Genomic DNA, 12,571 nt, shown 5'->3' with positions numbered 1-12,571 from the left:
CGAGCTGCCTATCCCTCACACCAGCAGTTCCTGCATCACGCGCCCGTGCACATCCGTGAGGCGGAAGTCGCGGCCTGCATGGCGGAAGGTGAGCTTTTCATGATCCATGCCGAGCTCGTTCAGCACGGTCGCATGCAGGTCATGCACTTCCACCGGCTTCTCAATGGGATACTTGCCGAGCTCATCCGTGGCGCCGTGCACGTGGCCGGGCTTGAAGCCACCACCGGCGAGCCAGATGCTGAAGCAGTCCCGATGGTGCCCGCGTCCGTTCGTGCCCTCACGCGCCGGAGTGCGGCCAAACTCGGTGGCCCAGAGGATGATGGTTTCATCCAACATGCCACGCTGCTTCAAGTCGGTGATGAGTGCCGCGATGGGTTGATCCACATTGTAGGCCAGTGCGGCGTGGTCCTTCATCTCCCCGTGGGAATCCCAATTGGGGCGCGAGCCAGTGTCGATGAGCTCAATAAAACGTACTCCCCGCTCCGCGAGACGACGTGCCACGAGGCACTGCCAGCCGAACTCTGAGCCCGCGCCCTTCAGCGTGCGATCGAGCCCATAGAGCTTGCGAATGTGCTCGGGCTCCGACTTCACATCGAAGGCCTCCGGTGCTGCCTGCTGCATCTGGAAGGCTGTCTCGAAGGACTTGATGCGCGCCGCCAGTGCCGTGTCATGGGAACGCGCAGCGAAGTGCCGCTGGTTCATGCGATCCACGAGGTCGAGTTCCAGCTTCTGCAGATCCCTCGTGGATCCTGGCGGGCGCAGGTTGGCAATCGGGTTGTCTCCTGGAATGACTCGTGTGCCCTGATGGCACGCGGGCAGGAAATCGCTGCCATACACCTGCGTGCCGGCGTACGGCAGGAAGGGTGCAACCACCACGAAGCTGGGCAGGTTCTGATTGAAAGTGCCAAGACCATAACTCACCCACGATCCCATGCTGGGCCGCGCAAAGGTCGGCGACCCGGTGTGCATGCCCAGCGTGGCCTCCGAGTGATCGAAGTGGGAGGCCTTCATGCTGCGGATGAGGCAGATCTCATCCATGACGCCACGCACATGGGGGAAGATATCGCTCACCTCCGTGCCACAGCGCTTGTTCCGCGCGGAACCGAAGATGTTGCCCATCAGCTTGTCCTCGCCGGTGCCATCGCGGCCCTTTGCCATGGACTTGGGATCGAAGGTATCAATGTGTGATACACCACCCGTCGCGTAGATGAAGATGATGCGCTTCGCCCTTCCTTCCGTGTGCGGGCGATGCGGGCTGAGGGGTTCACCTCCCTCCGAGGCGGCGCACAACTCGGAGAGCACACCGGGCATGAGCAACGCAGAGCTGCTGAAGAGCGAGCGGAGAAGGGTGCGGCGCTGGAGGGAGAACTGGTTCATGCGGACGTGGCGTTCAGGTCAGTTCAAGTCAGCTCAATCAAGGTACATGAATTCATTCAACCGGAAGAGTGTGCGCACCAGGCTGGTCCACGCCTGCAAATCACCGTTCGCATCTGGATACATGCGCTGGCGCATCTCATTCACATAACCCAGCATCAGGGGGTATTCGTCCTCCTCCGGCAGGCGGGAGAGGATGGCGGTGAAGGCACTGTTGAGGCGCTGCTCGTCATCCTGGGACTGCTTCACGATCTTCTTCGTGAAGCGATCCGCCTGCTCATGCAGGAACTTGTCATTCACAAAGTAGAGTGCCTGCAGTGCGGTGACGGAGCTGTCGCGGGCGCTGGTGCACACATTGGGATCCGCGCCATCGAAGGTCTGGAAGTAACTCTTTGCAGTGAGGCGCTTCGTCATGAGATACACGCTGCGCTTGCTGCTCGGATAATCGTCCTTAAAAGGATGATGCTGCGTGTAGCCCCATTCCTTCGAGGGAGGGAAAGCGTACGGCTTCGTCTGCGGCGTGGTATCGAGTCCGCCGCTGACGTAGAGCAGGGTGTCGCGTAGCGACTCCGCATCGAGCCGCTGGCGGTTGAATTTCCAGTAGTGCTTGTTCCCCGGATCACTTGCCACGTTGTCCTCCACATCCTTGCTGGAGAGCTGGTAGGTGCGTGAGGTCATGATGAGCCGGTGCAGGTGCTTCAAGGACCAGCCGCTGCGCATGAACTCGCCCGCCAGCCAGTCGAGAAGCTCGGGATGCGTCGGCTTCTCACCGCGCAAGCCGAAGTCACTCGTGCTCGATACCAGACCTGTGCCGAAGTGCCGCTGCCACACGCGATTCACAATGACGCGGGCGGTGAGAGGATTCTTCTCATCCGTGATCCACTTCGCCAGCTCCAGTCTGCCGCTGCCCGATTTCGCCTCGTCCGGCAGCGTCTGCCCCCCGAGCACCTCAAGGAAATGACGTGGTACTTCTGCGCCAAGACGATCAGGTTCGCCTTTCATCTGCACGCGCGCGTTCACCGGCTTCGCATCCTGCACGGCATACGCCGTGGGAATGACCGGCGTGATCTTCAAGTAATCTGCCAGGGCTTCGCCTGCCGTGCGGGCGGTGAAGAGCATGCCATCGAGTTCACTCTTCGCCTTGCGCTGCTCCTCCAGCGAGCGTTCTCCTTCCTTGGCCGCATTCTCGAGCGTCTTCTTCTCACACGCTGCGAGCAGGCGCTCAAGTTCCTTCGTGAGCTCGTCGGTCTTCGCCTGATAGGGCTCCATCACCTTCTTCACTTTTTCCTGCGGGATGAGTGGCACGAAGTCGCGCTGCGTCTTGAAGAGTTCGAGGCCCGGGAACGGATAGCGCGTGCTGGCGAAGATACCGTAGAGCCCATAGTAGTCGCGCGTGGAGATGGGATCAAACTTGTGATCGTGGCAGCGGGCACAGCTCAAGGTGAGCCCCATCATGGTGCGCCCCATGTTGTCCAGCGTGTCTTCAATCGTGAGATGCCAGGGATACCGCTCCACCAGGGAGCCAAAGCGGCGTGCCATGGCGAGATAGCCGGTGGCGATGGTCTGGCGGTTCTTTTCCTTCTGCGTCTTCGCGGGCAGCAAGTCTCCGGCAATCTGCTCCGTGATGAAGCGATTGTAGGGAACGTCCTCGTTGAAGGCCTGGATGATGTAGTTCCGATACAGATAGGCCTGCGGAATGGGATAGTCCGAGTTGTCCCCAGCCGTGTCGGCATAGCGCACCCAGTCCATCCAGTGACGGCCCCAGCGTTCGCCATAGCGCGGGTTATCCAGCAGGCGATCCACCAGTGCGTTGAACGCGGCAGGTGTGCCTCCGGGTTTCTGGCAGGCATCGACAAATTGTTTCACCTCCGCAGGCGTGGGAGGCAGCCCCGTGAGATCATACGTGGCGCGACGAATCAGCGCGATGGGCTCGGCATCAGACGCAGGTGTGAGCCCGGCCGCCTCGCGCGTGGCCTGGATGAACCGATCGAGCGGCGCCAGTGGCCATGCGGCATCCTTCACAGGCGGTGGCGTGGGATTGGTAATCGGCTGGAAGGACCAATGATCACTGCCTGGTTTCTTCGGCGTCTCCGCCACCACCTGCTCGGGCCACTGAGCGCCCGAAGTGATCCACGCCTTCAGTGTCTCTACTTCTGTCGCACTGAGTCGCGCACCCTTGGGCGGCATTTGCTCTTCCTTGTGTGTGGAGGTGATGCGCTTCAGCAGCTCGCTCTCTTCCGGCTTTCCTGGGACGATGGCGTGACCACCAGAATCTCCCTGAGCGAACGCACCCACCTTGTCGTCATACCGCAGGCCGCCATTCTGCTCCTTGGGTCCATGACATTTCACACAATGCTGCTGCAGAATGGGCTGCACCTCCTTGGTGAAATCCACCGCACCAGTAGCAACGCCAACGCCAGTCGCCTCCGCTGCCCCGAGGGGGAACGAAAGCGTGATCGTGAGCAGGCAGACACCCGCGCTGGCGGCGAAATTCCTCATTATCTTTATCTGGCGAATCGTTCCGGATTTAGGATGCGGCGCTTGCCGGCTTCGAGGTGCCCAACAATCAAGTCCGCAGCACGATTGCCCTCGCCGGCCAGTACCGCGTTGATGATCTCCACATGCTCGGCCACGCTCTCAGTCGGGCGCTTGCTGTCCGTGTCTGTGACGCGCAGGATGACCTGATGGATCTTGTCACGCAGGCGCTCCATGGTCGTGATGATCTCCTTGTTGTTGAGGTAGGAGCATAGCAGGAAATGCATCTGCTCGTCGAGGTGCATGAGGGAGTTCAGGTCCCACTCCTTCAGCGCAGCTTCCTGGCGGGTGATGTTCTCACGAAGCTGACCCTGCTGCTCGGCATTAAGCTTCCCGGCGATGCGCCGCACCACCCAGCACTCAATCGCTTCACGCAGCTCGTAGTGGTCCACAATGTCATCCACACTCATGCCGCGCACCACAATGCCCTGTTGTGCGGAGATGGTGACAAAACCCTCCGCCTCCAGCCGCTCGAGCGCCACATGGATGGGCGTCTTGCTCATGCCGAACTGGGCTGCGAGCTGCCGCTCCGAAAGGAACGTGCCGGGGGGGAACTCGCCAGAGGCAATGAGCCGCCGCAGCTCCGCGTACGCGCGCGACTGGAGACGGGAAGGGGAGGGGGAGGGCAGGGATGCCATGGGTTTGGGGTGGAATGCCGGAAAGTCGAGTTGGAATCAAACTGGTATGCCAGTTCTACGAAGCCAGGATTCGGCTCTTTCATTCGATATATTTTCGGACTCGGCCGGTCAGACCTGGGCAAGGACCACCGCCTCAGCGGCCTGAGGTTTCAGAGTGCGCACCGTCAATGCAAATACAGGCAAACCCAGAGGCCGGGTCTCGCCGGAGATGCTGGCAGGTTCACATTCCCACGAGAGGCGAGCTTCACGCGAACCCTGCCCTGGCTCGGGCGATTCCAGGGCGTAGAGACGGATGGTGAGGATGCCCTGCTTGCCCTTCACCTGTGCTGGTGGAATAAGCTCGCCATCCAGCTTGAAGGTGAGATGCCGGGAAAGGTCGGAGGTCCAGGCGCGCAGCTTGCCGGTGTCGATGAGGATCTTGAAAGCCTTCCCCCTGCCAAGGGTGAGACCAAGCGAGGCCGTGGGCAGCGACCAGCGCATGAGGCGGTGACCGCAGGGTTCTATCTCATGGAAACCCCACAGCGTTTCCTCGGCAAAGGATCGCACGCCGCCGGGCTCAGCGCGCTGCAAGAGACGCGGGATGCGGCGCAGATGGTAGGGTAGCCAGCAACGCACCCAGCGCTGCGCCTGCGCCCGGTGGTGCGCGGTGAACTGGCCGGGTGTGAGATTGTTCGAGTGGCGGAAGTAGGTGCGGAAACCGGAGATGCGCTCGCTCCATGGCTGCCCTCGTGTGCTGCGGAGATGCCAGGAGATATCGAGCGGCAGCTTGCCCCACAAGCTGCGGCAGGGGCGCTGCACCAGCCGGGACTCCACGCGCTCAAAGAACGTCACGGGTGTTTTCTCCAGTCGTGTAAAGGCCTCCTCCGGAAGTGGGACGTCCAATTGATCTCGCAGGAACCGCAGCGTGCATTTCACTGCCAGCACGGATTCGGTGTGGCGTGCTCCGTCCGCGATGCGTTCCCAGTCGAGCTTCCCTTCGGATACCTTCCAGAGCTGAAAACAATCCGCCAGCCAGCGGAAGGGCGGCACGATGTTGTATCGCACGCCGTGTTCGCAGGCGCGCAGGAATTGATCGCTGTAGTCAGGCACTCTCGCTTCGATGCCGTGGAAGCTGCAGGTCATCGAGCGCTCCCAGATGGCAGCATCCAACGCCTCTGGCACCGCGAGGTGAAAGTGCCTCCAGTGGAGATCGATGATGCCAAGCCGATCCCGCCGGAGGTGGCAGGCGTGCAGGGTCTCGGGCAGCTCCTTGGAGTGTTGCACCTCGGGCTCCCAGCCCAATCCCTCCAGCACCTCCATGGTCCGAAGCGCATGACTTCTCGGCACCATGAGATCGAGGTCGTCCATGGGGCGGGTGCCGTAGTCTCGGTACACAGAAACCGTGAGCGCCGCCCCCTTCGTGAGCATGAGGGGAATGCCCGCCTCGGTCAGGCTTTTCAGGACTGGGGCATTGCGACCCAGTAGGAGTTGGTTGGCCGTCCAGAAGCGGCGGTACACGCCCTGGAGCCGGGGCATGAGCGCCCCGGAAACACCCGCCTGGGTGAGATGACGATGTGCGAGCCCGAGCAGACGGAAGGAACCCGAGTCAATCGCTTCGAAGTCGTGCGTGCGTGTCCACTGCTCCCAGGCCTTCACCGCTGCCCCAGGCTCCAACAGGCACGCACGCAGCAACAACGTCTGTGCGGGCGTGGGCCAGCAGCCGCCAGGCAGCCGTGTGGAGACCGGCGCGAAGTTGTTGATAGGGATCATGGCGTCTGGCGTTACCCGCGTTTGCAGCGAAGCGAGTCCACTTCACTGCACCGCAGGTGTTGCCTGACCACGGCTGCGGGGGGATTTTTGCAGCTCGCAGTGAGTTTCTATAGAATTCTGGTCCGGTGAATGCAAGGGGTCAAACTCCCCAAACGAACTCCCAAAAAAGACTCCCGTGATTTATCGATTGAATGAACCCGATGCGAGCGCCGAAATTTTCGATGAGGAAGTTTTGGCCATCAACTTGAGCAATGGCCACTACCACAGCATCCGCGGCACGGGTGTGGAGATGTGGAAGCTGCTGGTAGAAGGACGCAGCGAAGTGCAGGTCGTGCAGGCGATGCACCACTCCTATGCGGATGCGTCGCCGACTCTGGAAGCCGATGTGCGCACCTTCGTGGCACAACTCGTAGACGGCGGCCTCTTGGTGGAAAACACAAACACGAATGCAGGAGAGACCTCCACTTCGGATCTCACTCTACCTGCCATCAGTGCTGCCTACACGGCGCCGATCTTCGAGAGCCATCTGGACATGCAGGACCTGCTGCTGATCGATCCGATTCACGATGTGGATGTGCAGGTCGGCTGGCCGCTGCGCGCCGTCACCGAAGAGCGCGCATGATGCCGGCAGCTCCTGCCGAAGACCACGTGCGGGTTCACCGCCTTCTGGAAGACTGCTTCCAGCGGTTGTGCAGCGCATCTGCTCACGCGAGCGAGCGCACGGGCGTCGTTGCCCAGTCCTACACGCTGGCGGGGCATCACGTGCGCCTGAGCATCGCAGGCAAACAGCTTGCCTCAGCGCTCGCTCCCGCGTGGGCTCACATGATTTCTGGTGAGAATGACGATGCAGCACCCGCATTGGAGATCCTCGCGTGGGACGAAACGGAAAGCGGCGTGAGCGCTCCGGAGCTGCCGTGGGCGTGGTCAGAACTCTCCGGTACCGTGCGTCTCGTGCTGCCACCTGGTGGAGAAGCCTTTCGCGTGCACGCCTATGAAGAGGGCGTGATGTTCTTCATGTACTCCGTGGCGGAGCGCAAGGCGGTCTTCTGGACAAAGGACGCCAGACAACTACCCACCTTCTTCCGCGCGGCACCATTCCTGACGCTGATGCACTGGTGGTCGAAAGCCCAAGGCCTGCGGCTCGTGCATGCTGGCGCTGTCGGGACGGATGCAGGGGCCGCACTGATCGCGGGCAAGGGCGGCTCCGGCAAGTCGACCACGTCCCTGCTCTGCGTCCTCGCAGGCATGCATTTCCTGAGTGATGACTTCTGCCTCGTGCAGGCTGGAGAGGAGCCGCAGGTGCACTGCCTGAACAGCAGCGGGAAACTGCATCGCGATCACTTCCTGCGTTTCCCCGAACTCGCCGCGAGATCAGTGGACCCTGTGCCGGATGCGTTCGACAAGCCTCTGATCTTCATGCACGAGCACTTCCCCTCACAGGTGAAGCCCAGCCTGCCGCTGCGGGCGGTGATTGTGCCCCAGGTGACAGGCACGGAGCATACCACCTTCGAACCACTTCCACCCGCCATGGCCCTGCGAGCATTGACCTCCAGCACCATGTTCCAATTCTCGCCGGATGATGGCTCCGCGTTCCGCGACATGGCCGCGGTGCTGCGTGGCCTGCCCTGCTTCCGTCTGCTGCTGGGCACACGCACGGAAGAGATAGCGCCTGCCGTGAGGAACATCCTCAATCGCGCCAACGAAGTCTGAGCCTTCACGGATATGGGCATGAGGATTCTGTTCTGGTGCGAAATCTTTCTCCCTCACGTGGGTGGGGTGGAGATCCTCGTGAGCCAGCTCGCTCAAGCACTGGTGCGCGAGGGGCACGCCTGCGCCATTCTCACCAACCGGCATGCGCTGGACCTGCCGGACAAGGAGATGCATCATGGCGCGGAGATTCATCGCATCGACTTCGTGCAGACCTTGCAGAGCCGCGATCCGCGTCGGCTTCATCACCTCTGCCAGCAGGTGAAAAAGATCCGCGAGGACTTTGCGCCAGACCTGCATCACTTCTTTCTCGCAGGTCCTCTGGTGATGCTGCTGCAGATGACCAACCGCGCTCCTGCACTGCCAGTGGTGACCACCCTGCAAACGCCACTGGATACCGTGCTGCAAGGCGGTGCCTCCACGCTGCGACTGCTGCGGGAGTCAGCACTCATCATTGCCGCAAATCGTGTGCTGCTGGAGGGCATTCCCTCCGCGGTGCCGGAGACCGCGGGGAAGATGCATCTGTTGCCCAACAGCGTTCACTCTCCGACCATACCGCCTTGCGAACTTCCCTGGGATCCGCCGGTACTTCTGTGTCTGGGAAGGCTGGCACCTGAAAAGGGATTCGACGTGGCACTGCATGCACTGGCACTGTTGCCAGAGCATTGGTCGCACGTGCGGATGATGGTGGTGGGAGAAGGCACGGAGCGCTCGAATCTGGAAACACTGTGTCGCAAGCTTGGCTTGAGCGGGCGTGTGCACTTCCACGGTGGCGTGCCAAATGACGAGGTGCCTGCCATGGTGAATCAATCGACGCTGGTGTTGCTGCCCTCCCGCTGGCAGGAGCCATTTGGCATCGTATGTCTCGAAGCAGCAGTCATGCAACGCGCAGTAGTGGCTTCTCGTGTGGGCGGCGTGCCTGAAGTGGTGGAAGAGGGTGTGTCCGGTCTGCTGGTGGAACCGGAGAATCCGGAGGAGCTGGCAAGCGCCATCGCATCACTATTGGATGACCCAGTGAAACTGCGTGCCATGGGTGAGCAAGCCAGCCAGCTTGCCGAGGCCCGGTTTGGTTATCGCTCGTATCTGGAAAAGCATCTGCAGTGGTACCGTGAAGCAAGCGGGGCAACGCCACCTATCCACACCTCAGTTCTGTGATTGCATCACCTCCATGATCGAACGCGTCCTCATCACTTCATCCTCGGGCATCAGCGTCATCATTCCGATGTACAAGGCGGTGCCGCTGGTAGCGGAGGCGATCCAGAGTATTCAGGCGCAGACGGTACCAGTGAGTCGCATCATCGCGGTGGAGGACGGCCCTTCGGATGGCAGCGCGGACTTTGTGGAAGCCCGATTCCCCGATGTCCATGTAGTGCGCAAGGCTCACGGTGGTCTGGCAGACACGCTCAATCATGGACTCGAGGAAGTGCAGACCGAGCTGGTCGCCTTCCTGGATCACGACGACCGCTGGCTGCCGCACAAGACCTCTGCGCAACTCGCGGCGCTCACCGCAGATCCGTCCCTCGACATGGTCTTCTGCCAGGCCGAGCGCTTTGTTTCGACTGCGGAGGGAGAGCGGGTCATCGACGTGCTGCCGGGAGTTGCGAAGTCAGGCGGACTCTTCCGCACGGATGCCGTGCGCCGCGTGGGGAAGTTCGGCAATGGTCACGATTTCGTGGACTGGTATGCGCGAGCGATGGAGGCCGGATTGCGTCACACCGTGCTTGGCGAAGTGCTCTACCAGCGGCGCATTCATGAAAACAACATGGGCGTAACGGGGAAAAGCGAACAGACCCGGAGCTACCTCACCACGTTGAAAACCATGCTGGACCGCCGACGCAGTGCGTCGGGCGGGCAGTGAGCACCGCAGAGTTTGCAGGGCTGGGCTAAGGAACGCCGGGGACGTCCGTATTATCCAGCCCGAATGCGTCTCGCTGTTTTTGCCCCCCTCATCTCCCTCCTCCCTCTTCAGGCGGCCTACTCAGCGGCTGTCCCTGACCCGACGGTGAAGGCGTTCCTCGACCAGCATTGTGTGGAATGCCATGATGCCGAGACCAAAAAGGGCGAACTCGATCTCACCGCCCTCTCGTTTGAGCTCAATGACACCAAGGCGCTTTCCGCGTGGGTGAAGGTGCACGACCGCGTGCAATCGGGTGAAATGCCGCCCGCCAAGAAACCGCGGCCAGCCGCAAGTGAGGCTGCCCCCGCGCTGAAATCCCTTGCCGCTGAACTGCGCAAGGCCGATGCCGCCCGCGAGCTACGCGACGGTCGCTCCCGCTTGCGCCGGCTGAATCGGGTGGAGTTTGAGAACTCAATCCGCGACCTGCTTTCCATGCCGGCGCTGAAGCTGAAGGACTCGTTGCCCGAGGATGGCAAGTCCCACGGCTTCGACCGGCTCTCCGGCGCGCTGGATATCTCCTTTGTGCACATGGAGTCCTACCTCGCCGCGGTGGACAAGGCGCTCAATGCGGCGCTGTGCCCCACGCCGGAGGCCCCACCAACACTCAAGTACCACTACCGGCCCTGGGATCCCGTGCACCACAAGGGCACGCAATGCGAAAGCTCCATTTCCCAGGCTGTGCAGAACAAGACGGCCATCGGTCTCGTGGGCATGAAGCGGGATGAGACTTTCGTTGCGGATACACCCTATCACATCACGGATGAGGAACCGAAGGCCACCGCCGTGGGCCTCTTCCGCCATGAAGACGCGGACTACCGCACCCCCATGACAAAGATCCAGCCCTACGTGACCGGCTGGTACAATCTGCGCGTCTCCGGCTACAGCTTCGGCTGGGATGGCAAGCAGGTGGTGCCCACGGAACGCCACGGTGCCCTGGGCTGGGGCGTGTACCAGAAAGGCGAGCACCACGGCACCGTGGACCTGCCTCCGAATAAAGCCGCGACACGCGAAGTCACAGCGTGGCTGGAGCGAGGCGGCGGCATGAACCATCCGCATGATGACTTCATCCGCATCATTGGCGCCTCATTGGAAAATGTGCGCGACTATGCCCATGGTCCGAACAAGGATGTCATCGGTCCCATGTGGAATGTTCCCGGCATCGCCGTGGAGTGGATCGAGATCGAAGGACCGCTGAACGACCAATGGCCGCCGGCGAGTCACCGCGCATTGTTCGGCGATCTGCCGGTGAAGGTCTGGACGCAAGAGCTCGGCATTCCCAAACCCACGCAGCAGGTCTGGCCTCGCGGCAATCCCCGCTCCGAGCCAGCGGATATCTACGGCGAGCGCGGGCAGAATCGACCCATCGTCTATGTGGAGTCCAAGAATCCCACGGCTGATGCGGAACGCCTCCTCCGCGCCTTCCTACGCAAGGCCTTCCGTCGACCGGTGATGGATGCCGAAGTCGCCGAGTACACCGCCAAGGTGAAAACACGACTCGATGCGGGCGCTGCTTTCGAGGATGCCATGCGCACGGCGTACCGCGAAGCGCTCACCTCGCCGGAGTTCCTCTTCATACGCGAGCCAGCAGGCAAGCTCGATGACTACGCCCTCGCATCGCGCCTCTCCTATTTCCTCTGGAACACCCTTCCTGATGAGGAACTCTCCACTCTGGCGGATCAGAAAAAACTCTCGCAGCCCGATGTGCTACTCGCGCAAGCGAAGCGCATGCTGGCGGACAAACGCTCGCAGCGCTTCGTGGAGGATTTCCTGGGACAATGGCTGATGCTGCGCGAAATCGGAGCCACGCAGCCAGACCGCAAGATGTATCCGGAGTTCATGCCCTGGCTGCAGGATGCAATGCTGATGGAGGCGCGCGCTTATTTCACCGACCTGCTGAAGAACAACCTTGGCATCAACACCCTCGTCCAATCCGACTTCGCATATCTCAACGAGCCCCTCGCGCATGTGTACGGCATCGACGGCGTGCGTGGCTGGGACATCCAACGTGTCGCATTGCCCAAGGGCAGCCCGCGCGGTGGATTCCTCACCATGGCCTCGGTGATGAAGACCACGGCTAACGGCACCACGACTTCACCCGTGAAACGCGGCGCCTTCGTCATGGAGAAGATGCTGGGCATCGTCCCTTCGCCTCCACCTGCGGACGCGGGCACCGTGGAACCCGACACGCGTGGCACCACGACGATTCGTGAACAGCTCGACAAGCACAAGCGCAACGCCACTTGCGCCGCCTGCCACCAGAAGATGGATGGCTATGGCTTCGCGCTGGAGAGCTTCGATGTGATGGGCGGCTGGCGTGAGCAATACCGCGCTGCAGGCTTCACGGGCGACGCGAAGACACGCCCGGTAATGCATGGGCGGGGCATCGAATACCACGCCGCTGCCCCCGTGGTCTGCTCCGGTGAAATGCCGGATGGGCGACCTTTCAAGGACGTGAATGAACTGCGTTCCATTCTCGCCTCGCAGCCGGAACGCCTCGCACACGCGTTCGCCAGCCACCTCATCACGTATGCCACCGGCGCGGACATCAGCTTCGCGGATCGTGATCGCGTGGATGCCATCGTCGCCAAAACCAAGAGCTCCCACTACGGCGTGCAGAGCCTGCTGCTGGAGGTCATCCAGAGCGAACTCTTCGGCATGAAATAATCCTCTT

At 61.6% G+C, this 12,571-nt stretch carries 9 protein-coding genes; 5 read left to right on the top strand and 4 right to left on the bottom strand.

The features are described from left to right. Positions 1–15: 15 nt before the first annotated feature. The 4 genes from G5S37_RS31250 to G5S37_RS31235 form a co-directional block, all read right to left on the bottom strand. Positions 16–1,377, bottom strand: a complete 1,362-nt coding sequence (locus tag G5S37_RS31250; protein ID WP_165210726.1) for a DUF1501 domain-containing protein — start codon at positions 1,375–1,377, stop codon at positions 16–18. 33 nt (positions 1,378–1,410) lie between these two features. Further along, a complete protein-coding gene (locus G5S37_RS31245) occupies positions 1,411–3,873 on the bottom strand; it encodes a PSD1 and planctomycete cytochrome C domain-containing protein (RefSeq protein WP_165210723.1) in 2,463 nt (820 codons plus the stop codon). A 5-nt stretch (positions 3,874–3,878) separates the two neighbouring features. Continuing rightward, complete coding sequence (locus G5S37_RS31240) at positions 3,879–4,547, bottom strand: GntR family transcriptional regulator (RefSeq protein ID WP_165210720.1); 669 nt, start codon at positions 4,545–4,547, stop codon at positions 3,879–3,881. Between the two features lie 108 nt (positions 4,548–4,655). Continuing rightward, positions 4,656–6,296, bottom strand: coding sequence for a nucleotidyltransferase family protein (locus G5S37_RS31235; RefSeq protein WP_165210717.1), 1,641 nt, complete (start codon positions 6,294–6,296; stop codon positions 4,656–4,658). Between the two features lie 175 nt (positions 6,297–6,471). Between G5S37_RS31235 and G5S37_RS31230 the strand changes: the two genes are divergently transcribed. From G5S37_RS31230 to G5S37_RS31210, 5 genes are all read left to right on the top strand, one after another. After that, on the top strand, positions 6,472–6,918 hold the full coding sequence (locus G5S37_RS31230; protein WP_165210714.1) for a PqqD family protein: 447 nt from the start codon (positions 6,472–6,474) through the stop codon (positions 6,916–6,918). Further along, complete coding sequence (locus G5S37_RS31225) at positions 6,915–8,006, top strand: hypothetical protein (protein ID WP_165210711.1); 1,092 nt, start codon at positions 6,915–6,917, stop codon at positions 8,004–8,006. The genes G5S37_RS31230 and G5S37_RS31225 overlap by 4 nt, the downstream gene beginning before the upstream one ends. An 18-nt stretch (positions 8,007–8,024) precedes the next feature. Further along, complete coding sequence (locus tag G5S37_RS31220) at positions 8,025–9,158, top strand: glycosyltransferase family 4 protein (RefSeq protein ID WP_165210708.1); 1,134 nt, start codon at positions 8,025–8,027, stop codon at positions 9,156–9,158. Between the two features lie 13 nt (positions 9,159–9,171). Continuing rightward, the gene (locus G5S37_RS31215) at positions 9,172–9,861 is read left to right on the top strand and encodes a glycosyltransferase family A protein (protein ID WP_165210705.1); all 690 of its coding nucleotides are present in this window, start codon (positions 9,172–9,174) and stop codon (positions 9,859–9,861) included. A 63-nt stretch (positions 9,862–9,924) separates the two neighbouring features. Then, positions 9,925–12,564 carry a DUF1592 domain-containing protein gene (locus G5S37_RS31210; RefSeq protein ID WP_165210702.1) on the top strand — a complete coding sequence of 880 codons (2,640 nt, stop codon included), beginning with the start codon at positions 9,925–9,927 and terminating at the stop codon, positions 12,562–12,564. Positions 12,565–12,571 lie beyond the last annotated feature (7 nt).

It is taken from the genome of Roseimicrobium sp. ORNL1, assembly GCF_011044495.1.
Classification (GTDB): domain Bacteria; phylum Verrucomicrobiota; class Verrucomicrobiia; order Verrucomicrobiales; family Verrucomicrobiaceae; genus Roseimicrobium.
The sequence above is the reverse complement of the archived record's forward strand: the minus strand, read 5'-3'. Positions and strand labels throughout refer to the sequence as shown.